Origin of the sequence: Streptomyces sp. NPDC102441, assembly GCF_044765585.1 — a bacterium.
Taxonomy (GTDB): domain Bacteria; phylum Actinomycetota; class Actinomycetes; order Streptomycetales; family Streptomycetaceae; genus Streptomyces.
This window is the reverse complement of the sequence record NZ_JBIWKH010000024.1, coordinates 36,195-58,849: the sequence shown is the minus strand read 5'-3', so window position 1 is coordinate 58,849 and position 22,655 is coordinate 36,195. Positions and strand designations below refer to the sequence as shown.

Genomic DNA, 22,655 nt, shown 5'->3' with positions numbered 1-22,655 from the left:
CGCCGCCGCCGAGCCCGGAACGCACGACGACCACCGGAGGAGACGACCCCAAGTGCATCCAATTCCCCTGCTCCGCCAAGGAACAGAGAGCTCGTCCCGAGAAACGCGCGTCCTGCGGGCCGTGACCGGTGCGTCGCTCGCGACGGTCCACGAAGCACCCGCGCTCCTGACCCGGCTCACCGTGAAGCGGATGCGGGCGACGGCGGGCACGCCCTCGGCGGAGGAATCGTCGGCGGTCCTGGCCGAAGCAGGACGCCGATTCGCCAAGGACACGCTCGCCGGGCTGGGCCCCGAGGAGTACGCCGACCTCCAGGCACTCGCCTCGGGCGTGCCCGTGCGGGCCGCGCGGGGAACGCTCGGGCGACTGGAACAGGACGCGGCGGTCCTCGGGGACGTGGTGGCGCGCCAGTGCCCCGCGGGTGCCGAGGGGCACGGCCGGGCCCGCTGGTCGCGGCGCGGCGCGGTTCTCGGCGTCGTGGCCCCCAGTAACCATCCCGGTACCCACACCGCCTGGCTCCAGGCGCTGGCCCTCGGTTACAGCGTCGCTGTGCGGCCGGGGGCGCGGGACCCCTTCACCCCGCAGCGCCTGGTGCACGCCCTGCTGGACGCCGGACTCGATCCCGACAGGATCAGCATGCTGGCGGGCCCCCACGCGGCGGCCGACTCGCTGACCGAAGCGGCCGATCTCGGGCTCGTCTACGGCGGTGAGAGCACCGTCGCCCGGCTGCGGGGCAACGACCGCGTCCTGGTCCGCGGCCCCGGCCGCACCAAGATCCTGGTGGACGGCCCGGTGGACGACGCGGTCCTGGACCACCTGGTCGCGGAGATCGCCGACGACGGCGGGGTCCGCTGCACCAACACGACCGCCGTCCTCACCTCCGGCGACCACCACGCCTTGGCAGAGGCCCTGGCGGAGCGGCTGGCCGGCCTCCCCGTGCTGCCCGTGACCCACCCCGACGCGGTGCTTCCCGTACGCCCGTCCTCCGAGGCGCGCGCCCTGCGGGCGGCCGTCGAGAGCGCGGCCGAGGGGCAGCCGGACCTGGCACAGCGTCACTACGGCACGGAGTCCACGCCTGCCGTGGACGGTGACGGTGCCGCACTGCGTCCCGCCGTGGTGGCGGTGGACCGGCCCGACCACCCCGCCCTGAGCTCGGAGTTCCCCTTCCCCTGCGTCTGGGTCGCTCCCTGGCGGCCGGGCGACGGCATCGCGCCTCTCGCCGGGTCCCTGGCCCTGACGCTGCTCACCGAGGATGCCGGGCTCGTGGACGCCGCTCTGGGCGACCCCACGATCCGGACCGTCGTCCACGGCCGTGTCCCGGGCTGGTGGAAGGACCCGTACCTCCCGCACGACGGATACATCGGACAGTTCCTCAACGAAGTGCGCGGCTACGCCGCGCCGTAGACGGAGAGCAGGAATGACCCTTCAGGGAAAACGTGTGCTGATCACCGGGGCATCCGGTGACCTCGGCCGCGCGATGGCACACCGGTTCTTCGATCTGGGCGCCGACCTGGCCCTTCAGTACCGCACCGGTTCCGCCGGTGTCGAGCCGCTGCTCCTCGCCGGCAAGGAGGCCGGACGCGATGTCTTCGCGGTGGCCGCCGACCTCACCCTTCCGGACGGCCCGGAGCGTCTCGCGGCCACGGTGGCCGAGCGCTGGGAGCATCTGGACGGCCTGGTGAACAACGCCGGTGGCGCCCGTCCGCAGGCGTTCGACGAGATCACCCCGGACGAGTGGGAGCAGAGCCTCCGGCTCAACCTCACCGCACCGTTCCGGCTGATCCAGCTGTTCCTCCCGGCGCTGAAGGCCCGCTCGGGCGCGGTGCTGAACATCTCCAGTGTCGCCGCGCTGACCGGCGGCGCGTTCGGACCCGCCTACGCGGCGGGCAAGGCCGGACTCCTCGGTCTCACCCGCAGCGCCGCACGCGACCTCGGCCGCCACGGCGTCCGAGTCAACACACTCGCCCCCGGGCCGGTCGACTCCGCGATGACGTCGTCCCTGCCCGCCCAAGCCCTCGACAGCATCATCGGCACCACCGCGTTGCGGCGCCTGGTCGACCCCCAGGAGATCGCCGACACCGCCGCGTTCCTGCTGGCGTCCGGGACCGCCGTCACCGGACAGACCCTCGTCGTCGACGCCGGCCGCCACTTCGTCTGACGGACGACCAACGATACGGAGACCGTGACATGTACGTACTGGGCATCAACCTGAGCCATGACCGCGCCGCCTGCCTGGTCAAGGACGGGCGTGTCGTCGTCGCAGTGGAAGAGGAGCGGCTGGACCGCTTCAAGCACTCGGAAGGCTTCATCATCCACGGCCACTTCGAGAAACTCTCGAAGGTCCTCCCGATGAAGTCCATCACCTACTGCCTGGACGCCGAGGGCATCGGCCTCGACGACGTCGACATCGTCGTCGGCAACCGCCCGCTGAGCGACGGCGCCGAGGACCGCATCCTGCGTGAGCTGCCCATCCGGGACAAGAGCAAGATCCACAGCCTGCCCATGCCGTCGCACCACCTGAGCCACGCCTACGCCGGCTACCTGGCCTCGCCCTTCGAGGACGCCGCCGTCCTCGTGGTCGACGGAGTCGGCAGCAAGGTGCCCGGCACCGGCCGGATCGAGAAGCACACCATCTTCGACGGCGAGGGCACCGGCCTGCGCGCCGTGCACGCCGAGACCTTCCCGGAGGACTGGAGCGAGGTCGGACTCGGCCTCTTCTACAGCTTCTTCTCCGCCAAGCTGGGCTTCGTCACCCGCTGGGGCCACCCGACGTTCGGTGACTTCGGCTGCGGCGGCTACACCGAGGCGGGCAAGACCATGGGCCTGGCGCCCTACGGACGGCCCCGTCCGGAATGGGGCACCCTGCTGACGGTCAAGGGCGGCAACGTCTCCGCGCGCGTCGAGGACCTCGAGCGGGCCTGGGAGAGCTGGCTCGCCTCCGACGGGGACGGTTACGACGCGTCCGCGAAGGACTCCTGGACGTCGCAGTTCGCGAAGGACGTGGCGTACAAGATCCAGCAGGAGACAGAGGAGGCCATGCTGCAACTCGCCCGGCACGCCTACGAGGTGACCGGCCGCAGCAAGCTCTGCCTCACCGGAGGGGTCGCCCTCAACTCCGTCGCCAATCAGCGCATCGCGGCCGAGGGGCCCTTCGACGAGGTCTACATCCTCCCGCCGGCCGGGGACGCGGGCAACGCCATCGGCGCCGCCTACTACGGGTACTACGCAGTCGGGGGCGGCACCGAACGGCACACGCTGCGCTCCGGTTCGACCGGCCGCACCTACACGGCCCAGGAGATCGAGCAGGCCGTGCAGGAAGTGGGCGACCGTCTCGAATCGCGCACGGCGACCGTCGCCGAGGTCGCGGGTCTCCTGGCCGAGCACCGGCTGATCGGCTGGTTCCAGGGCGGATCCGAGATCGGCCCCCGGGCTCTCGGCCACCGGAGCATGCTCGCCGACCCCCGTCACCCGGACTCCCGCGACTACCTCAACCAGGTCGTCAAGCACCGTGAGGTATTCCGCCCCTTCGCCCCCTCGGTGCTCCATGAGGAGGCAGCCCAGTGGTTCGACATGCGGGGCGGCGACAGCCCGTTCATGCTGCTCGTGCCCGACGTCCTGGAGCAGCGCCGTGAGACGGTGCCGGCCATCACCCACGTGGACGGGACCGCGCGCGTCCAGACGGTCGAGGCCGATGTGAACGCCCGCTACCACGAGTTGATCTCTCGCTTCGGTGAGCTGACCGGAGTGCCGCTGGTGCTCAACACCTCGTACAACGACGCCGGCGAGCCCATCGTCGAGACGCCCCAGGACGCGGTCAGGACCTTCCTCAACACGGAACTCGACCATCTCTACATCGGGGACCTCCTCCTGACGAAGCCCGGGCGGGAGCTGCCGGACCGGCACCCGAGCCGGCGGCCACTGGCATGACGGCGACGTCACAGCTGCTCGGCGACCTGCTGGCCGAACTCCATGAAGTGACCGACAGCGGCGACGCCCTGGACTCGGCCATCGTCGCCGCCGTCGAAGGGGCCCAGATGATCGCCGTGGCCGCGGAGGCTGCCAGGGAGGGTGCCGGCGCGGGCACGCCGCTGGAGCTGGCCCGGGAGGCCCTCGGCGCGATGAGGGCCTCAGTGGTCGCGGCCACGGTGTCGGTACGGACGCTCGAGGACCGCCGCCGGACGCAGGGCGTCGGCTCGCCATGAGCGAGCGATGGCCCGCACTGCTTCCGGCCGGCGGGGAGGAGTGGCCGGAGGCGGACGAGCGCCCCCTGGCCCTGGTCGTCTCGGTGGTGTGCGACGGACAGGTGGACCCCGTGTTCGTCGCACGCCCCGAACACGCCGCCGGGCGCGACCCGTTCCGCGGCTACGTCGTGGAAGCGGCCGACCCGCTGCTCCACCGGCCGGATGCCGTCGGCCTCGTCCGCGCCATGCACTGCGGCACCGGGCCCGGCCGAGGGGTCACCGCCACGGCCCTGCGCCTGAAGGACGGAGACCTCCAGGGCGTACGGATCGCCGAACTGCGGGAAGGGGCGCTCGTGCTGCGGGCCGGATGGCTGGCCACGGGTACGGACCTGGTCCGTGCCCGCATGGCCCTCGCCGCCGGCGGCGACCCGGACCTCGTGCCGCGCCGCCGGTGCGCCGCCGGCGCACGGCTCCTCTACCCTCCGGCGGCCGTAGCCCTGGAGGGCGTCGAGGTCGAGGTGGCGGCCCTTCCCCCGGGCATCTGGGAAACCGAAGTCCTCGCCCGCCCGGGGGAGTCCGCCCGTCCACCCGCGGGGGCCGGTGCGGGTGAACCACTGGTGCTGGGGCTCGCGGCGGGAGAGGACGGCGCGGCGTGCCGCCGCGCCCTCGATCTGCTGCCCGGGGCGCTGCGCGTCCACGAACTCCGCTCCTGACCGGAGCGCACGTGTGTCAACAACCATCGGAGGAAACCATGTCCGAGTCCCGGACGCTGCTGCTCATCGCGTCGTCGGCCAACCCCGACCTCCTGCGCGCCCCGCGCGAACTGGGGCTCCGGGTCGTGCTCGCCAACGCCGTACCGCCGGCGGACGGTGAGGTCTACGACCTCCATCTGCCTGTCGACGAGTTCGACGAGGACGCCGTCCTCGCCGCCGTGCGCGGGCATCTCGCGGAAGGCGGCCGGATCGACGCGGTGGCCACCTTCCAGGAGGGGGCGCTCCACGTGGCCGCGCGCGTCGCCGCCGAGCTGGGCCTGCCCGGCAACTCGCGGGAGGCCGTGCGCGCGATGCGGGACAAGTTCGAGACGGGCCGTCAGCTGAAGGAGGCCGGGGTGCCCACCCCGGCCACACGCGTCGCGACGACGTACGCCGAGGCCCTGGCGGCGGCCGAGGAGCTGGGATTCCCGCTGGTGCTCAAACCACAGGCCAGCGCGGCCAGCCAGGGCGTGACCAAGGTCGGCGACGAGACCGAACTGAAGGCTGCCTTCGACAACATCAGCGGCATCTACGCGTACGACACCTTCGGCAAGGACGGGTACTCGGTGCCGAACGTGGCGAGGGTGTACGCCTACCCCGAGGCCGACGGCGTGTTGATCCAGGAGTACGCGAAGGGCGACGAGTTCGCCCTGGACTTCGTCTACGGGGGAGGGGAGTACCGGCTGCTGGCGATCCACGACAAGCCCTACCCCTTCGTCGAGCCCCACTTCATCGAAGGTGCCTACGCCACGCCTTCCCTGCTGCCGGAGGCGGACCAGAAGGCGCTGGTCGCCACGGCCACCGACGCGCTCAAGGCGCTGGGCGCGACGGTGGGCGGCGCCCATGTGGAGCTTCGGCTCACCTCCTCCGGTCCCACGATCATCGAGGTCAACGGACGGCTGGGCGGCACCAACGCCTTCGTCCAGGAGTCGATTCGGGAGTCCACCGGCGTGTGGGGGCCGCGGGAGTACCTGCGTGCGGTGCTCGGTGAACCCGTGGACTTCACCGCGAAGGAACGCCCGACGCCGGCCGGGTTCACCCCCGTGCTCGCCGACCGCACCGGCGAACTCGCGGGCTTCGAAGGCGTCGGGGAAGCCGAAGCCCTGTCAGGGGTCGTGGCGCTGCGGTGGATGGCCGCCCCGGGCGACCACGTGGTGATCAAGTACCCGGAGAACCCCGTCTCCTGCTTCGTCCTCGTGCTCGCCCGCGGCGAGCGGCGGGACGACGTGCTGTCGACGCTGCAGTCGGCGGACCAGCTCCTCAAGCCCGTCTACGCCAACTGATCGCAGGGACACAGCCATGTCGAGTCCGACGAAGAACAGACCGCCCGCCACCACCGCGCAGGCCTCGTCCACCGGGCGGCCGTCGGCCCTGGGCACCAGGCATCTGACCATGATCGGCCTCGGCGGAGCGATCGGCGCGGGCCTTTTCGTGGGGTCCGGCGCCGGTATCGCACTCGCCGGTCCGGGCATCCTCATCAGCTTCCTCGCCGCCGGGCTGCTCGCGGTCCTGGTGATGCGCATGATGGGGGAGATGTCGGTAGCCCTCCCCGCTTCGGGATCCTTCTCCGCACATGCCGAGCGGGCGCTGGGCAGCTGGGCCGGATTCACGGTCGGCTGGCTCTACTGGGCCCTGATATCGGTCGTGCTGGCCATCGAGGCCACCGGCGCCGCCGTCATCGTCCACGCATGGGTGCCCGGAGTGCCGACATGGGCCTGGGTGCTGGTCTTCATGGCCGGACTGACCGTAACCAATCTCGCCGCGGTCAGGCTGTTCGGGGAGTTCGAGTTCTGGTTCGCGGTCCTCAAGGTCGTGGCGATCGTCGCCTTCCTCGTCCTGGGAGCCCTGGCCGTGACCGGAGCGCTGCCCGGCGAGGGCGCCATCGGGCTGGACAACCTGACGGCGCACGGCGGCTTCCTTCCCATGGGATGGGACGGCGTCCTGTCCGGACTGCTGGCCGTGGTCTTCGCGTTCGGCGGTATGGAGATCGTCACGCTCGCCGCGGCCGAGTCCGAGGACCCGGTGCGTGGTCTGAGCAGCGCGATGCGCAGCGTGGTGTGGCGGCTCCTGGTCTTCTACGTGGGGTCGGTCGCGGTGGTTGTCCTGGTGCTGCCGTGGAACGACAGCAAGGTCGGGGAGAGCCCGTTCGTCGCGGTCCTGGAGCACATCGGGCTGCCGGCCGCGGCCCAGGTGATGAACGTCGTCCTCCTCGCGGCGCTGCTGTCCGCGCTCAACGCGAACCTCTACGCCGCCTCACGCATGGTGCACTCGCTCGCCGAACGTGGCGAGGCGCCGAAGGCGCTTGCCACCCTCTCGGCGTCCGGGGTGCCCCGCCGGGCCGTGCTGGTGTCGGTGGCGTTCGGCTTCGTGTCCGTCCTGCTGAACATCTGGTGGCCCGACAGCGTGTTCCTGTGGATGCTCAACGCGGTCGGGGCGATCGCCCTGGTCGTATGGATAGCCGTGGCGGTGTCGCAGCTGCGGCTGCGCGTCGAACTGGAGCGCGAGGCGCCGGAGCGGCTCAAGCTGAGGATGTGGGGGTTCCCCGGGCTGACGATTCTCTCACTGGTCGTGATGGGCGGCGTGCTGGTCCTCCTGGCCGTCGACGACTCCTCCCGGCCCCAGGTGATCGGGACCGGCGTACTGACCGCCGTGGTCCTCGCCGCCGGGATCCTGAGGCAGTGGAGGCGGGGCTGAGAGCCTGAGCTCCGGCCCGGCCGGTCGCGCAGGAGGGGCCCGCCCCGGAGGCGGAGACCGGGGTCCGGGTCTCATGCCTCCGGGGCACGGGCCGCGGCGTCATCGTCGGACAGCTCCCGGAGGGTCTGCTCCAGCCAGGAGCGCTCCGCCTGCCGCGCGGCCCTGGCCATGATCAGCATGCCCTTGCGATAGCGGTCGTCCACGTCCTTGATCCGGGCGGGGACACCCGAGTGGCTGAAGAAACTGGCCGGTTCGGTGAGGAAGTCCAGCCGGCGCCGGAGCACGGCCCGTTGCTGCTCCGTGTCGGGCAGGTGGCTGAGGAACGCCAGCAGGGTGAAGAACGAGCCGCCGTCGGTGATCTCGGTGGTCCGGGGCTCGGCGAGCTGCCGCAGAAGCTCCGCCCTGCCGCTGTCGGTGATGTGGAGCATCTGGCGGGCCGGCGCCCCGCTGCCCGGCTCGGCCTGCCGCTCGACGTGTCCGGCCTGTCTGAGCCGGGTGAGCGCGGGGTACAGGGCTCCGTCGCTCACCGGCCGGTTGTGCCCGATGAGGTCGGACAGCCGTTGCCGGAGTTCGTAGGCGTGCATGGGCCGTTCGGCCAGGAACCCGAGGATGGAAAGTGTCAGCACGGCCCTCCTGCCAGCGTCTGTTTCCAGACTATCTCTTCTCGACGCACTCTAATCGAGGTAGTATCCCGGCACGGGACGGTGGCTGTCCCCTGTGGAAGGTGACGTGGACATGCGCGCGATGACGCTGGAGCGCCCGGGCGGGCCGGAGGCCCTGTACCTCCGTGAGGCCCCGAGGCCCGAGGCCCGTGAGGGCTGGACCCTCGTCAGCGTGCGGGCGTTCGGCCTGAACCGCTCCGAGCTCTTCACCCGTCGCGGATCGTCTCCGGGGGTCGCCCTCCCCAGGATCCTGGGCATCGAATGCGTGGGCACCGTCGAGCAGTCGCTCGATCCCCGGTTGCCCGCCGGCACTGTCGTGGCGGCGGCCATGGGGGGGATGGGCCGGCAGTTCGACGGCAGCTACGCCGAGTTCGCACTGCTTCCCACCGCACAGCTGATCCCGGTGAGGACCGAGCTGCCCTGGACCACCCTGGCCGCACTCCCCGAGTCCTGGCTGACCGCGCGGGGGACTCTCGACACACTGGACCTGAGGCCCGGACACCGCCTGCTGATCCGTGCCGCCACCTCCTCCGTGGGGATGGCGGCAATCGCCCTGGCGGCGGGGGGCGGGACGGAGATCGCGGCCACGACCCGCGATCCCGGCAAAGAGGCACTCCTGCGGGAACACGGCGCCGACCATGTGCTTCTCGACACCGGGGACGGCATCGGTGACGCGGTCCGCTCGGTATGGAGGGACGGCGCCGACCGCATCGTCGACCTCGTCGGCGGCACGGCCGTCCTCGACTCGCTGAAGGCCCTGGCCCCCGGAGGCCGCGTGTGCAATTCGGGGATCCTCTCAGACACCTGGACCATCCCCGGATTCCAGCCACTCGAGGACATCCCCTCCGGGGCCACGCTGACCACCTACTCCAGCAGCGAGATCAACCAGGGCGACTGGGCGCAGGGCGCGCTCGACGGCATCGTCCGCCGGGTCGAGTCCGGCGACTGCCGGGTCCTGATCGACCGGATCTTCCCCCTGGAGGAACTCGTGGCGGCGCACCGCCACATGGAAGCCAACCGCGCCACAGGAAAGGTCGTGGCCGTTGTCCACCACACCTGACACCCGGACCGCCTCCGGGAAGTCCTCCGTCCTCACTCCGGCGGCGACCCGCTGGTCACTGCTGGGTCTCGGCATCCCGGTCTACCTGGAGCTGCTCTCCGGCGTCGTCGCGGGAGTCATCGACACGATCTGGGTGTCCCGGCTCGGTGGGGCCGCCGTAGGCGCGGTGGCGGTCGCCACGACCCTGGAGAACGTGCTCCTCGGCGTCATCCTCATGGCCAATGTCGGGGCCACCGTGATGATCGCCGACGCGATCGGGGGGAACCGGCGCGCCGAAGTCCCGGTGATCATGCGCGCGGGGCGGGTGCTGTGGCTCGTCATCACCCCGGTCGTCGCCGTGGGCGGCTTCCTTCTCCGCGAGCCCATCGCACGACTGCTCGTCGGCGGTGAGGGCGACGTGCTCCGGCTCACCACGCAGTTCTTCGCCATCTCCTTTCCCGGGATCGCGGTCTTCTTCGCGCAGAACGTCGTCGACGGCATCTTCAAGGGCACCGGCGACACCAGAACCCCGATGCGGACGGCGATCCTGGCCAACGCCCTCATCCTCGTCCTCGATCCCCTTCTGATCTACGGCGTGGGGCCGCTGCCGCACATGGGCGTGCAGGGTGCCGCACTCGGCATGCTCCTCGGCCGTGCGATCGCCCTGTGCGTCAGCCTGGCGATCCTGCGCCGGAAACGGCTCACGGACATCGGTGAGGCGGAACCGACGGCCCTCCGATGGCCGCGCGCTCTGCGACGGCTGCTGGACATCGGTCTGCCGGCTTCCGGGGACTTCGTCCTGCGCATGGGGATCAGCATGACCCTGGTCGGCATCGTGGCCCGGTTCGGCGAGGACCCGCTGGCTGCCTACGGCATCGGTTTCAAGGTGCTGTTCTTCGTCACCATGGCCTTCTACGCCGTACGCCAGGCGGGCAGCATCCTCACCGCACGCACCCGCGGAGCAGGTGAACCCGCGGAATTCATGATCGGGCGGCAGAGCGCCGTGCTCGCCACGCTCGTCGGCGCCGGAGCGGGGCTCCTGCTCGCTCTCGGCGGGCGTTTCCTCATGGGGCTCTTCAGCGATGCTCCAGGAGTCGTGGACTCAGGTGGAGTGCTCTTCCTGTACCTCTTCCCCTACCTGCTTCTCCTGGCCGGGGTGGTGGGCCTGGGCGGAGTCTTCACCGGCGGTGGCCGCTCGCAGGCACTGTTCTGGGTGACGCTCCTGGGAGCAGTGGTACAGATTCCCCTCGCCTTCTATCTGAGCTCCTGGCCTGCGCTCGGAGTGGAGGGAGTCTGGCTGTCGATGATCATCGGCACCGGGGCGCAGTACGCTATGTCCTACGCGCTCTTCCGACGATACTTCGCCAAAACTGGTTGAATCTTGTGCGGTCAGGTATGGCAGGCACCTGCTGGCTCTGGTTAGAGTTGACAACTAAGGAGGACCTCATGCGGAGGGAGGCTGGCCGATCATGAGCGATGAGCCTGAACAGAGCCCGGGAGAGCAAGGGGGGCGCCTTGCCGAGAAACTGGAGCGCCTGCTGCGCATGACGGCGCCCGCGGGTCAGAAAGCCCCCTCGAACGAGGACGTCGCGACGGCGATCAACATCGCCGCCGGCGAGAAGACGATCAGTGCCACGTACGTCTGGCAGCTGCGAACGGGCCGCAAGACGAACCCGACGATGCGCCACCTCGAGGCACTCGCGCACTACTGCGGGGTGAACGCCGCCTACTTCCTCAGTGACGAGGAGTCGGCGAAGGTCGACGAGCAACTCGCCCTGCTCGACGCCCTGAAGGACTCCGACGCGCAGAACATCGCGCTGCGCTCGACCGGGCTCTCCGAGTCCAGCCGGCGCGCGGTGTCCAACATGATCGACCAACTGCGCAAACTCGAAGGACTTGTCGACCTGGAGCAGGGTCAGGAGGAGAAGCCACGCTGAGCTTGGGGCCTCCTCTTCCGGGGTTTCTCGCTGTCGAGCCGGCGGTACGCCCTGGAGACCCGCGTGAGCTGGTGGATCTCCTGCGGCAGGCTGATGTCCGACGTACGACGGCTGGGCATCAGCTCCTCATCCGCCGAGCGTCCGGCGGCCCCGCACACCGCTGATTTGAGCAGGGCGGCCTCGAAGACCGCCTCGTGTTCCGACCGGCGTGCCTGTTCGAGCCGGTGGACGGCGATGGGATCCGCCAGGCAGGAGAGCAGCAGCTGCCCGTCCCGGATCTCGATCACCCTCCGGTACAGGCGGTATTCGAGATCGCGGGGCGGCATCCAGTCCAGCAGGCGGTGGCGGGTCGGCTCCAGCGTGACCTCGGGGGCCGCCTGTGTCACGGCGCGCCACAGAGGTGCGAGCCCGAGGTAGGCGCGGTAGTGCCTGAACCAAGGTGTGCTCAGGCCGGGCCCCCAGGAGGGGATGGTCCAGCCGAGTACCTGGAGCAGGGTCCCGATGTCGGCGATGAGCCAGAAGAGGAACTTCCAGGGCGCCGTGGTGACGAGGGGTGTGTGCAGAGCGAGGATCTGCCAGTAACGGACGGCGCAGTAGACCAGGATGAGCGCGGACCCGCCGGCCACGAACCGCATGCCCAGCCGCAGCCAGAACTCCTGGATGGCACGGGCGTAGCGGACGGCGAACACGACCGTCTGATACCTCCCGACAGCACAGATCGCCAGGTAGTAGGACATGTAGAGGGCGTAGTCCGCGTCCTGGATGTTCAGATACACCGTCTCCTGTGCCGACGACACCTTGCCGGGAAGTATCGCCACGAACAGGGCGACGAGCACGGCGAGCGCGAGGGCGAAGCCGATCATCTGACGCTTCGCCACCCGCTTCGCCTCCTCGGGCGGCAGGGTCAGGTACACGACCGAGATCTGCTGGGCCGCGGTCAGCGTGACCACTGACACCTGGACGATGATGATCGTGATGTTGGGGTAGTCGCAGAACGCGATGATCCGTTCCCGGAAGACCTCGAGATCGACCCAGTAGGACAACCCGTTGAAGAAGAAATAGGTGCACAGGGCGAAGAGGGCGGCGCTCCGCCCGTTCATCCGTAACGCGGGAGCTTTGTAGCAGAAGGCAATCAGGTTGGCGATGGCGCACGACCAGGAGAGCCAGAGGAACAGAGGGTCCATCAGAGCCCCATGGGGGCGCGTTCGGGATGGTAGTCGCCGGACACTGCCATCCGGAGCCGGCCGATGACATCGCCGTGGGTGCTGAGGGGCGGGGGGATTTCGGCCTGTGGGCTGATGTGGGCGCAATAGAGCGAGGCGATCATCTCGGCCTCTTGCTCGTTCCGGTCGGAGTACTTGTTCCGCTGCAGAACCCGCCTGACAATCATCGGTGATATGTCGGGGAAGAGTTTTGTGAGGATGTCGTCGTCCATGCTGGACAAGGACTGATGGTCACACATGATGTGGCCGAGTTCGTGAGCGATGATGTGCTCTTGATGGGGTCGGCTCGCGGAAGCGGCGTAGACGACGAAATCAGCCGCGCCGGTGGCCAGCCACATGCCGTTCACCGAGTTCTGGGGGATGGCCATCGGTACGAGATGGATGGGCCTGCCGCGCTTCTCGGACAACCGGTCCCTGAGGGTGAGCACGTTCCGGCCACCGCCGGGTATCTCCAGGTCTGCCAGCCGGGTACTGCACTGCCGCCTGAGCTTTCTGAAATAGCGTTTCGAGGGGACGGCAGAAGGTGCGGGGGACTCGGACTTCGCCGACGTGTTCATTGAGTCTCGGTCAACTTCCGCTCGGATGGTCACGTGCAGAACGTGCGCCCGGAAGGTGGAAGAAAATCTCCGGGACGCGGGAGTGTTCCGGGCCGAGGGCCGGCCTCGGTTCGTTGATCACTGCGGTGCGGGAAAAGGCCTCGCCCCTCCGGCCGGAACAGCGGGCCGGAGGGCACGCCTGTCCCTACGGTTTTTCCGGAGGTGTGCGCGGCGAGATCCGCGGCTCCATGCGCCGCGAGGACAGCCTCAGCCTCCGGAAGGAAGGACTGTGCGGCACTCCGGACAGGGCGGCGGGAGGTACCGGACGCCTTCGGCCCGCCCATGCGTACTGAATGAGGCCGAGCCCCCGTGAGTCGTCTCTCGCGCTCGCTCCTCCATGGCCATCCCCTCTATGGCGCGACGCATGTGCCCCGGTCAGATTGCCCTCACCTGTCGAACATGGCAATCAATGCGAACCAGCTCGGCTCAAACGATGCCCCAAACGGCCAGATCCATGGAACCGGTTGGCCGAAAATCTTTAAAGATCTTCCTCAAGCGGAACTTGCGTAGCGACAGAACCCGAGCTCCGATGCTGCGGGTTCTGTCGGGCCGCCCGTTTAACGGGACGTTGCCGAAGAACGGCGTTCCAGCACTCTCCCCTCGGCTTCACCGGTTGGCTGCCGCCCCACCTTCCGGCAAAAACGTTGACAATTCACGGTGATATCGGTGTGGGGCCCTTCCGGGAGCCGGCCCGCGCACCGTGCCCCGGCCGGTGCGGAACGGCGCTGGTGGACCGGGGCACCGTCGATGGCCGAATAGGAGTACGGGCCTGGGAGCGTCCGGCGGTCCGTGGGCTCCTGCTCTCGTCGGGCGGAGGCGTGGCGTCCCCGCGCACCCCGCGCACACGGACGGCCTGACGGCTGCGCTCGGGCCGCCAGGCCGTCTACCGCCGAGGCGTGGGTGCCCCGCCCCCGGCAGGGCATCGGCACGATGACCGGCGTCGGTCGTGGCGGCGTTCGTCCCGGCCGCCACGCGGCGCTGTGGTGTCCCCCACAGCGGGCGCCGCCCGCCGCACGGCCGCGATCCCGCTCTCCCCGTGCGGCAGAGGGGAGAGGGGCGGCTGTCCGCGGGGACGGGGCCTCGCCGCTGTGACCGGGATCTCTACCGCGCCGCCCGTCTCCGCTGGCACTGTGGTCGGGTCACGGGCGACGCCCACTGCCGACCGACCGAGCGAGATGCCATGACCGCGACCGCAGCCGAGAACCGCACCCACACCCGCGCCCGCACCGGCGGCCCGAAGGACGGGCCGAAGATACTGGAGCACATTCTGGGCTGGACGCTCGTCGTCGTCCTCGCCATGTTCGTCACTCAGGCGGGGCTGATGTGAGATGACCTGCGACGGCCCCTCACGACCGATGGGGTGAGGCGCCCGCCCGGCACCCCACCCCTGACCCGCCCTGAGGGGCGTGTACCCCGCAGGGGCTAGTTGATGGCCCGGATCAGCTCACCGTCAGTCGTGTCGCCGCTGAGCTCCCAGAAGAAGGTGCCTCCCAGGCCCTGCTCGTTCTTGTAGTCCATCTTCGTGGCGATGGTGGACGGGGTGTCGTAGCTCCACCAGTTGGTGCCGCAGAGGGCGTACGCCGTGCCGGCGACCGTGCTGGTGGCCGGGCAGCTGTCCTTCAGGACCTTGTAGTCCTCGATCCCGGCCTCGTACGTCCCCGGGGCCGCCCCTGTCGCCGTGCCACCAGGCTCCTCCTGGGTGACGCCGGTCCAGCCACGGCCGTAGAAGCCGATGCCCAGCAGGAGCTTCTCCGCGGGGATGCCCAGGCCCTTGAGCTTGGAGATCGCCGCGTCGCTGTTGAAGCCCTCCGTCGGGATGCCCGGGTAGGAGGTCAGCGGTGAGTGCGGAGCCGTCGGCCCCTGGGCCGCGAACGCGCCGAAGAAGTCGTACGTCATCGGGTTGTACCAGTCCAGGTACTGCGCCGCCCCCGCGTAGTCCACGGCGTCGATCTTGCCGCCGTCGGACCCGTCAGCGGTGATCGCCGAGGTGATCAGGCTGTCGCCGCCGAACTTCGACCGCAGCGCCGACAGGAGCTCGCCGTACGCGTCGCGGCCACTGGTGTCGCAGGTCAGCCCGCAGGCGTTCGGGTACTCCCAGTCGATGTCGATGCCGTCGAAGACATCGGCCCAGCGCGGGTCCTCGACCAGGTTGTAGCAGGACTCGGCGAATGCGGCGGGGTTCTGCGCGGCCTCACCGAAGCCGCCGGACCAGCTCCAGCCACCGAAGGACCAGATGACCTTCAGGTCGGGGTGCAGCTTCTTCAGCTTGCGCAACTGGTTGAAGTTGCCGCGCAGTTCCTGGTCCCAGGTGTCCGCGACGCCGTCCACCGACTGGTCCGCCGTGTAGGCCTTCTCGTAGTCGGCGTAGCTGTCGCCGATGGTGCACTTGCCGCCCTGGACGTTGCCGAAGGCGTAGTTGATGTGTGTCAGCTTGTCGGCCGAGCCCGACGTCTCGATGTTCTTCACGTGGTAATTGCGGTCGTAGACGCCCCAGTTGGTGAAGTAACCGACCACCTTGTCGCCGGCCGCGGTGGGCGCGGCTTCGGCGGCTTCCGGCGCGGAGGCCTCGGCAGCGGCAGCGGCGGCACCCGCGGAGGACGTACCGGCGACGCCGAGCAGAGCGGCGCCGAGCGCGGCGGTACACAGGGTGGCGGCGAGCGCCCGGAGACGGGCGCGAGGACGGTGAAGTCCGGTCATTGTGGCTCCTCGTGGGGGAGGGCTTGGGTGTGTGGGGTGCCTGCCCCTGCACCAGCCGGAATTGGCATGGACGCGATGAGGCATCGGGGGAGACCGTAGAAGGACTAGACCAGTTGGGTCAATGGTTCGGACCAATTTCGCTGACCGTGGCTCCGGCTGCCCGGTGACGCGTGCGCTCCGATCGGGCATACTCAACGCGCCACAGCCGCTGGCCAGCATCTCCCGTGATCCGGGAAGGCAGGATCGGCTGCGGAGCCGTAGATTTCCGGGCATCGCCCGGGACCACCCGGCGGTGCGGCGCACACCCCGCGCGCGACCGCCGTCACGCCCGACAGGGAGGAGAGCGCCGTCATGTCCGACCGTGCCCCGCAGCCGGTGGAACGCCGTCTGCCCACCGAGGAGTCCCGGCAGCTCGTCGAGCTCGTACGCGACATCGTGTCGAAGGAAATCACTCCCCGGGCGGCCGAGGAGGAGGAAGCGGGCCTCTTCCCGCGCCCGGTCTTCACGCTGCTCTCCGAAGCCGGTCTGCTGGGACTGCCGTACGGCTCCGCGCACGGCGGCGGCGACCAGCCGTACGAGGTCTACCTCCAGGTACTCGAAGAGCTGGCGGCCGCCCGGCTCACCGTGGGCCTCGGCGTGAGCGTCCACTCCCTGGCCTGCCACGCGCTGGCCGGATACGGCACCGAGGCGCAACAGGCCGCCCACCTCCCGGCGATGCTCTCGGGCGGCCTGCTCGGCGCCTACTGCCTCTCCGAGCCGTCCTCGGGATCCGACGCCGCCTCGCTCCGTACGAAGGCGGTGCGGGACGGCGAGGGCTGGGTCCTCACCGGGACCAAGGCCTGGATCACGCACGGAGGCATCGCCGACTTCTACACGGTGCTGGCCCGCACCGGGGAGGACGGCCCCCGCGGTATCACCGCCTTCCTCGTGCCCGGTGACGCCGAGGGCCTCGAAGCAGCCCTGCCCGAGAAGAAGATGGGCATGAAGGGCTCGCCCACCGCCCAGCTGCACTTCGACGGTGTACGGATCTCCGGCGACCGCCGCATCGGTGACGAGGGGCAGGGCTTCGCCATCGCGCTGTCCGCGCTCGACTCGGGGCGGCTGGGAATCGCCGCCTGCGCCATCGGCGTCGCCCAGGCGGCCCTGGACGAGGCGGTCGGATACGCCACCGACCGGCGTCAGTTCGGCCGCCCCATCGCGGACTTCCAGGGGCTGCGCTTCATGCTGGCCGACATGGCCACGCGGATCGAGGCAGGCCGGGCGCTCTACCTGGAGGCGGCACGGCGCCGCGACGCCGGCCTGCCGTTCTCGCGGCAGGCCGCGATGGCGAAGTTGTTCTGCACGGACGCGGCCATGGGGGTGACCACCGACGCGGTCCAGGTACTCGGGGGGTACGGCTACACCCTCGACTTCCCCGTCGAGCGGCTGATGCGCGAGGCCAAGGTGCTTCAGATCGTCGAGGGCACCAACCAGATCCAGCGCATGGTCATCGCGCGGCATCTCGCGGGTCCCGAGACGCACTGACCCGGACGGGCCGGTCCGACCAGACAGGTGTCGTCATGATCCGGTTCCACTCCTGGTCATGACGGCCCGGCAGGGTCCGGCCCATACTCTCCCAATGACGCAGCATGGCCCGGTAGACGGGCGGGTCGGTGGAGTGCGGCGCGGACGGTCCCGCCGGCTCCCCGGACGGCGGCGCGGGCAGAGGAACCGATTCTCCGGACGTCGGTGCGGCGAGACGGCGGCGTCCGGGGGCGGCCGTTGAATGCGGCGTGGTCATACAGAGCCAACGCGGCTACGGGCCCCGGGTCACTGCCCTGCCGATTCGCGCGCCCGTTCCTCGGGTGCCGCCGCGGCCGGCGGCCGGCAACTGTCCGCACCACGCCGGCCCGGCCGTCGTGGTGCGCGCAGGGACGCGCCCCGGGGGCGCGGAGGCGTCAGGCGGCGTGACGCCGCGCCTGAGGGCCGGACCGCAGGGGGCGCGAGCCAGGACCAGCGGCGTGCGAGAAGGGCTGCATCCGCCAGTCGAGCCCCTGGGGGAGCGTCAACAGCAGCGCCGTCTCCTGCTCCTGGGCCTCGAGCGACTCGTCGGCGGGGCGCGCCCGGGAGGCGTCACGGTTCGTACCCGGGCAGACGGTGAGGACGAACGGGTTCCACGGGGTGGGGCACAGCGCGTGCTCGGGAAGCACGTCCTCGTCCGCCAGCAGGGCGATCGGCTGGGCACAGTCCGGGCAGATCACGCGGTACATCTCGAGTGTGTCGTACACGTCGGGAACGGCGTCCTCGTCGGGAGCCGCGTATGCGGCGTCCACGGCGTCCTCGTCGGGCTGCGGTCCGGTACGTCCGGTGAGCTTGAGGCTCTGCATGGTTCTTTCCCCCCTCGGTGGGCCGGCAAGGCGCCACGGCCTCGGCCACAGCAAGCACTTCCCGTCGGAAGTCGGCCGTAACCGCGAGGCCCCCGGCTACCCATCCGTAAACCTGTGGCATTCATCACATGCCTCGTGAACGTGCCCTTCCGGGCCTTCCACGGCTGTGCCTGGAGGGACCGGGGGCATAGGTTGATCCGCATGGAGGAGCTGGACCGTCAGATTGTGGAGTTGCTCGTCAAGGACGGGCGGATGAGCTACACCGACCTGGGCAAGGCCACCGGCCTGTCCACCTCGGCCGTTCATCAGCGCGTCCGCCGGCTGGAGCAGCGCGGGGTGATCCGGGGCTACGCCGCGGTCGTCGACCCCGAGGCTGTCGGCCTGCCCCTCACCGCGTTCATCTCGGTGAAACCCTTCGACCCGAGCGCACCCGACGACATCGCCGAACGGCTCGCCGGTGTGCCGGAGCTCGAGGCCTGCCACAGCGTCGCGGGCGACGAGAACTACATCCTCAAGGTGCGCGTCTCCAGCCCTCTGGAGCTGGAGCACCTGCTCACCCGCATCCGTACGCTGGCCGGCGTCTCCACCCGTACGACCGTCGTCCTCTCCACGCCCTACGAGGCGCGTCCGCCGCGCGTCTGAGGGGTCCGCCCGGCGTTGCGGAGGGGGCGGGGGAGAAGCGGGTCCCGGCAGGCGCGAGACTGGTCCCATGACCGAGAGCACCGCCCCCCAGAGCGAACATCGCACCGTGCTGCTGCGCGGTGGAGACGTCCACAGCCCCGCCGATCCGTTCGCCACCGCGATGGTCGTCGAACGCGGCCATGTCGCCTGGGTGGGTTCGGAGGGGGCGGCCGACGCCTTCGCGAGCGGCGTCGACGAGGTGATCGACCTGGAAGGGGCCCTGGTCACCCCGGCCTTCACCGACTCCCACGTCCACACCACGTCCACCGGACTCGCCCTCACGGGGCTGGACCTCTCCGGTGCTCGCACGCTTGCCGAAGCCCTCGGGCTGGTGCGTGCTTTCGCGAACGGTCACGAGGGAACCGGGGTGATCCTCGGGCATGGGTGGGACGCCGCCCGCTGGCCCGAGCAGCGGCCCCCGTCGCGTGGCGAGCTCGACGAGGCGGCCGGCGGCAGGGCCGTCTATCTGCCCCGTGTGGACGTCCACTCCGCCGTCGTGACCACCGCGCTCCTCGACCTGGTCCCGGGCGTCACCGGACTGACCGGATACCACCCCGACGCCCCGCTGACAGGTGACGCCCACCACGCGGTGCGTGCGGCCGCCCACGACGCCGTCACACCGGCGCAGCGGGCCCGGGCCCAGCGTGCGGCCCTGGAGCACGCCGCGTCGCTCGGTATCGGCACCGTGCACGAGTGCGCGGGCCCCGAGATCTCGGACGAGGAGGACTTCACCGGGCTGCTGAAGCTCGCCACCGAGCAGCCGGGCCCCCGGGTCTTCGGATACTGGGCCGAGCCCGTCGAGGACGAGAAGGGCGCCCGCCGGATCCGTGAGCTCGGCGCCATCGGCGCGGCCGGTGACCTCTTCGTCGACGGCTCGCTGGGCTCGCACACGGCTCTCCTGCACGAGCCGTACGCCGACGCCCCGCACACGGGCACGGGCCGGCTCGACGCCGCGCGGATCGCCGTACATGTGGCCGCCTGTACCGAGGCGGGCCTCCAGGCCGGATTCCACGCCATCGGCGACGCGGCGGTGTCCGCCGTGGTGGCCGGCGTCCGGGCCGCCGCCGAGACCCTCGGGCTCGCCCGGATCAGGGCCGCCAGGCACCGCGTGGAACACGTCGAGATGCTCACCCCGGAGACCGTGGCCGCCTTCGCGGAACTGGGCCTCACCGCCTCCGTCCAGCCCGCCTTCGACGCCGCCTGGGGCGGTCCCGACGGAATGTACGCCCGCCGCCTGGGCGCGGAGCGCGCAGCGACCCTCAACCCTTACGCGGCCCTGCTGCGCGCGGGCGTGCCACTCGCCTTCGGCTCGGACAGCCCGGTCACCCCCCTGGACCCCTGGGGAACCGTGCGGGCCGCCGCCCATCACCGCACACCCGGGCACCGTGTCTCCGTACGCGCCGGGTTCACCGCCCACACCCGGGGCGGCTGGCGGGCAGTCGGGCGCGACGACGGCGGTGTGCTCGTCCCCGGAGCCCCGGCCGACTACGCGGTCTGGCGTACCGGAGAACTGCTGGTCCAGGCCCCGGACGACCGGGTGGCGCGGTGGTCCACCGATCCCCGCTCCGGCACCCCCGGACTGCCCGATCTCACGCCCGGCGCGGAGCTTCCGGTCTGTCTCCGGACGGTGGTTTTCGGACAAACTGTCTACGCGCGACCGAACGAGTGACGTCGGGACATTTCGTACCGCCGATCGAAGTCGCCCGGACTCTGCCACGACCTGCGGGTCCTCGGCGCTGACCAGGCGTTTTCGGGAGAAGCAGCAGGTAGAGCGACTGTTGACAGAAAGCGCCCACGGGCCGGTAGGTTCGGCCGGGTCCACCACTGGACGTCCGACCGGTCAAACCTCCACGCAGTCGTCGAACGCCGCTGGGTCATGGGGTGGTGTGCCGCACCGGCGCACCACCACTGACAGCCAGGTTCAGCGCCCGCGCCTCGGGGGCGAGGGAAGGTTTCGTCCGGACGGCAGGTGTGACCCGGGTGGGGCCCGGAGGTTCAGTAGACAACGGCTCTCGGTCGACCCGCAGCCAGCGGGTCCCAGGTCGGCCCGAAGGACACCGGGCCCCGATCCGCAGTGCTGCCCTTCTGTCCCCAGTTACCTGCTTCTGTCCATGCGCCACGCGCCACCCTGTGACCGCGTCGGAGCCGGGCCGTGTCGTGCTGGATATGGTGTGCACCTGCGTACGGACTTTAAGGGGCAGTAGTGAACGACGGCGGTCAGAGGCAGTTCGGCCCGCTCGGCACAGTCTTGGTGATCATTCCGACCTACAACGAGGCCGAGAACGTCAAGCTGATCGTCGCCCGGGTACGTGCCGCCGTCCCGGATGCGGACATCCTCGTCGCCGACGACAACAGCCCCGACGGCACCGGCAAGGTCGCCGACGAGCTCGCGGCCGGCGACAGCCAGGTGCACGTCCTGCACCGCAAGGGCAAGGAAGGGCTCGGCGCCGCCTATCTGGCCGGGTTCCGCTGGGGCACCGAGCACGGCTACGGCGTCCTGGTCGAGATGGACGCGGACGGCTCGCACCAGCCCGAGGAGCTGCCCCGCCTGCTCACCGCGCTGAAGGGCGCCGATCTGGTCCTCGGCTCGCGCTGGGTCCCGGGCGGCCGGGTGGTCAACTGGCCCAGGCACCGCGAGATGATCTCGCGCGGCGGCAGCCTCTACTCCCGGATGCTGCTGGGCCTCTCGGTGCGCGACGTCACCGGTGGTTACCGCGCCTTCCGCACCGGAACCCTGGACGGCCTCGGTCTCGACCAGGTCGCCTCGCAGGGCTACTGCTTCCAGGTCGACCTGGCCCGGCGAGCCGTCGAGGCGGGCTATCACGTCGTCGAGGTGCCGATCACCTTCATGGAGAGGGAGATCGGCGACTCCAAGATGAGCCGCGACATCCTCGTCGAGGCCCTGTGGCGGGTCACCGCCTGGGGCGTCACCGGCCGGGCCAACAGGGTGCTGGGCCGCAAGGCCACCTGACCGCCCCTGCCGAGGTCCCATGATCACCCCCTTACGCCGCCCGGACGCCCGTACAGGCACACTGGGGGCATGACGACCGGCACACCGCCTCCGAACCGTCCACGGCGCTCACGCGCCCGTACCCTCCTGCCGCTGGGCATCGCCGCCTGGCTGGTGCTGGAGATCTGGCTGCTGACCGTGGTGGCCGGTGCGGCGAACGGCTTCACCGTGCTGCTGATCCTGGTCGCCGGTGCCGTGCTCGGCGCCGCGGTGATCAAGCGGGCAGGCCGGCGGGCCTTCCGTAACCTCACCGAGACGCTCCAGCAGATGCCGGGGCAGCCCGGCGCCCCCGCCGAGCCGGCCGCGGCCCCGGCCGGCAGCAAGGGCAACGGCTTCCTGATGCTGGGCGGCCTGCTCCTGATGATCCCCGGCGTGATCTCCGACGCGGCGGGACTCCTGCTCCTGCTGCCCCCGGTCCGCTCCGTGCTCGGACGCTACGCGGAACGCTCCCTGGAGCGCAGGATGCGGGCGGCGGCGCCGGGAGGCCTCTCCGACGCCTTCCAGCAGGCCCGGATCCACCGGCCGGACGGAAAGGTGGTCCCGGGCGAGATCGTCCGCGAGGACGGCACGTCAGCGCCGCCACACCCCGACGACGGCGAGGGCACGGGCCGCCCGCCCCTGACCCCCTGAGGCCTCGCCGCCCCTGAGAAGCCCCGGGCAGGAATGAAGAGCCTGACGAAGAGCCTGGGGAGGCGACGAAGAGCCGCGGGGGGGGGGGGGGGGGGGGGGTGGTGGGGGGGGGGGGGGGGGGGGGGGGTGGGGGGGGGGGGGGGGGGGGCCCCCCGCCCGGCCGGGGGGGGGGGGGGCGGGGCGGGAGTT

General features: G+C 70.7%; 21 protein-coding genes. 16 read left to right on the top strand and 5 right to left on the bottom strand.

Translation table 11 applies throughout. The annotated features are described in order from the left end of the window. Nucleotides 1-52 precede the first annotated feature (52 nt). From ACIREO_RS37205 to ACIREO_RS37175, 7 genes are read left to right on the top strand one after another with little or no spacing between them, the layout of a single operon-like run. Complete coding sequence (locus ACIREO_RS37205) at nucleotides 53-1,402, top strand: aldehyde dehydrogenase family protein (protein WP_404118816.1); 1,350 nt, start codon at nucleotides 53-55, stop codon at nucleotides 1,400-1,402. A 13-nt stretch (nucleotides 1,403-1,415) separates the two neighbouring features. After that, complete coding sequence (locus ACIREO_RS37200; protein ID WP_404118814.1) at nucleotides 1,416-2,156, top strand: SDR family NAD(P)-dependent oxidoreductase; 741 nt, start codon at nucleotides 1,416-1,418, stop codon at nucleotides 2,154-2,156. A gap of 29 nt (nucleotides 2,157-2,185) precedes the next feature. Next, complete coding sequence (locus tag ACIREO_RS37195) at nucleotides 2,186-3,925, top strand: carbamoyltransferase (protein WP_404118812.1); 1,740 nt, start codon at nucleotides 2,186-2,188, stop codon at nucleotides 3,923-3,925. Then, complete coding sequence (locus ACIREO_RS37190; RefSeq protein WP_404118810.1) at nucleotides 3,922-4,200, top strand: hypothetical protein; 279 nt, start codon at nucleotides 3,922-3,924, stop codon at nucleotides 4,198-4,200. The genes ACIREO_RS37195 and ACIREO_RS37190 overlap by 4 nt, the downstream gene beginning before the upstream one ends. Next, a complete protein-coding gene (locus tag ACIREO_RS37185; protein ID WP_404118808.1) occupies nucleotides 4,197-4,892 on the top strand; it encodes a hypothetical protein in 696 nt (231 codons plus the stop codon). Before ACIREO_RS37190 ends, ACIREO_RS37185 begins: the two co-directional genes overlap by 4 nt. Nucleotides 4,893-4,930: 38 nt before the next feature. Next, nucleotides 4,931-6,214, top strand: coding sequence for an ATP-grasp domain-containing protein (locus ACIREO_RS37180; RefSeq protein ID WP_404118805.1), 1,284 nt, complete (start codon nucleotides 4,931-4,933; stop codon nucleotides 6,212-6,214). Nucleotides 6,215-6,230: 16 nt separating this feature from the next. After that, nucleotides 6,231-7,625: an amino acid permease gene (locus ACIREO_RS37175; protein ID WP_404118803.1), complete on the top strand. Its 1,395-nt coding sequence runs from the start codon at nucleotides 6,231-6,233 to the stop codon at nucleotides 7,623-7,625. Nucleotides 7,626-7,696: 71 nt separating this feature from the next. Here the strand turns inward: ACIREO_RS37175 and ACIREO_RS37170 are convergent, their stop codons facing one another. Beyond that, nucleotides 7,697-8,251 (bottom strand): PadR family transcriptional regulator, encoded by a 555-nt coding sequence (locus ACIREO_RS37170; RefSeq protein ID WP_404118801.1) that lies wholly within the window; start codon nucleotides 8,249-8,251, stop codon nucleotides 7,697-7,699. A gap of 109 nt (nucleotides 8,252-8,360) precedes the next feature. Between ACIREO_RS37170 and ACIREO_RS37165 the strand changes: the two genes are divergently transcribed. The 3 genes from ACIREO_RS37165 (at nucleotide 8,361) to ACIREO_RS37155 (ending at nucleotide 11,263) form a co-directional block, all read left to right on the top strand. Further along, entirely contained in the window at nucleotides 8,361-9,347 is a 987-nt protein-coding gene (locus ACIREO_RS37165; RefSeq protein WP_404118798.1) for a zinc-binding dehydrogenase, read from the top strand. Beyond that, entirely contained in the window at nucleotides 9,331-10,704 is a 1,374-nt protein-coding gene (locus ACIREO_RS37160; protein WP_404118796.1) for an MATE family efflux transporter, read from the top strand. Before ACIREO_RS37165 ends, ACIREO_RS37160 begins: the two co-directional genes overlap by 17 nt. Nucleotides 10,705-10,795: 91 nt before the next feature. Beyond that, a complete protein-coding gene (locus ACIREO_RS37155) occupies nucleotides 10,796-11,263 on the top strand; it encodes an XRE family transcriptional regulator (protein ID WP_404118793.1) in 468 nt (155 codons plus the stop codon). On the opposite strand, the gene ACIREO_RS37150 is transcribed toward ACIREO_RS37155, so the two are convergent. Together ACIREO_RS37150 and ACIREO_RS37145 are read right to left on the bottom strand one after the other, a co-directional pair. After that, nucleotides 11,242-12,447: an MAB_1171c family putative transporter gene (locus ACIREO_RS37150; RefSeq protein ID WP_404118791.1), complete on the bottom strand. Its 1,206-nt coding sequence runs from the start codon at nucleotides 12,445-12,447 to the stop codon at nucleotides 11,242-11,244. The genes ACIREO_RS37155 and ACIREO_RS37150 overlap by 22 nt on opposite strands. Continuing rightward, nucleotides 12,447-13,076, bottom strand: a complete 630-nt coding sequence (locus ACIREO_RS37145; protein ID WP_404118788.1) for a toxin — start codon at nucleotides 13,074-13,076, stop codon at nucleotides 12,447-12,449. The genes ACIREO_RS37150 and ACIREO_RS37145 overlap by 1 nt, the downstream gene beginning before the upstream one ends. Before the next feature lie 1,186 nt (nucleotides 13,077-14,262). On the opposite strand from ACIREO_RS37145, the gene ACIREO_RS37140 reads away from it, so the two are divergent. After that, nucleotides 14,263-14,409 carry an SCO1431 family membrane protein gene (locus ACIREO_RS37140; protein ID WP_404118786.1) on the top strand — a complete coding sequence of 49 codons (147 nt, stop codon included), beginning with the start codon at nucleotides 14,263-14,265 and terminating at the stop codon, nucleotides 14,407-14,409. Between the two features lie 95 nt (nucleotides 14,410-14,504). Here the strand turns inward: ACIREO_RS37140 and ACIREO_RS37135 are convergent, their stop codons facing one another. Further along, on the bottom strand, nucleotides 14,505-15,779 hold the full coding sequence (locus tag ACIREO_RS37135) for a glycoside hydrolase family 18 protein (RefSeq protein ID WP_404118784.1): 1,275 nt from the start codon (nucleotides 15,777-15,779) through the stop codon (nucleotides 14,505-14,507). Between the two features lie 351 nt (nucleotides 15,780-16,130). Between ACIREO_RS37135 and ACIREO_RS37130 the strand changes: the two genes are divergently transcribed. Next, entirely contained in the window at nucleotides 16,131-17,303 is a 1,173-nt protein-coding gene (locus ACIREO_RS37130; protein ID WP_404118781.1) for an acyl-CoA dehydrogenase family protein, read from the top strand. A gap of 413 nt (nucleotides 17,304-17,716) precedes the next feature. Here ACIREO_RS37130 and ACIREO_RS37125 read toward each other — a convergent pair whose 3' ends face one another. Then, on the bottom strand, nucleotides 17,717-18,145 hold the full coding sequence (locus tag ACIREO_RS37125; RefSeq protein WP_404118778.1) for a hypothetical protein: 429 nt from the start codon (nucleotides 18,143-18,145) through the stop codon (nucleotides 17,717-17,719). Nucleotides 18,146-18,346: 201 nt separating this feature from the next. On the opposite strand from ACIREO_RS37125, the gene ACIREO_RS37120 reads away from it, so the two are divergent. From ACIREO_RS37120 to fxsA, 4 genes are all read left to right on the top strand, one after another. Further along, a complete protein-coding gene (locus ACIREO_RS37120) occupies nucleotides 18,347-18,787 on the top strand; it encodes an Lrp/AsnC family transcriptional regulator (protein ID WP_014157449.1) in 441 nt (146 codons plus the stop codon). A gap of 67 nt (nucleotides 18,788-18,854) precedes the next feature. Next, complete coding sequence (locus ACIREO_RS37115) at nucleotides 18,855-20,495, top strand: amidohydrolase (protein WP_404118775.1); 1,641 nt, start codon at nucleotides 18,855-18,857, stop codon at nucleotides 20,493-20,495. A 534-nt stretch (nucleotides 20,496-21,029) separates the two neighbouring features. After that, the gene (locus ACIREO_RS37110; RefSeq protein WP_404118773.1) at nucleotides 21,030-21,797 is read left to right on the top strand and encodes a polyprenol monophosphomannose synthase; all 768 of its coding nucleotides are present in this window, start codon (nucleotides 21,030-21,032) and stop codon (nucleotides 21,795-21,797) included. A 69-nt stretch (nucleotides 21,798-21,866) separates the two neighbouring features. Next, nucleotides 21,867-22,466: an FxsA family membrane protein gene (gene fxsA, locus ACIREO_RS37105; RefSeq protein ID WP_404118771.1), complete on the top strand. Its 600-nt coding sequence runs from the start codon at nucleotides 21,867-21,869 to the stop codon at nucleotides 22,464-22,466. Nucleotides 22,467-22,655: the final 189 nt, after the last annotated feature.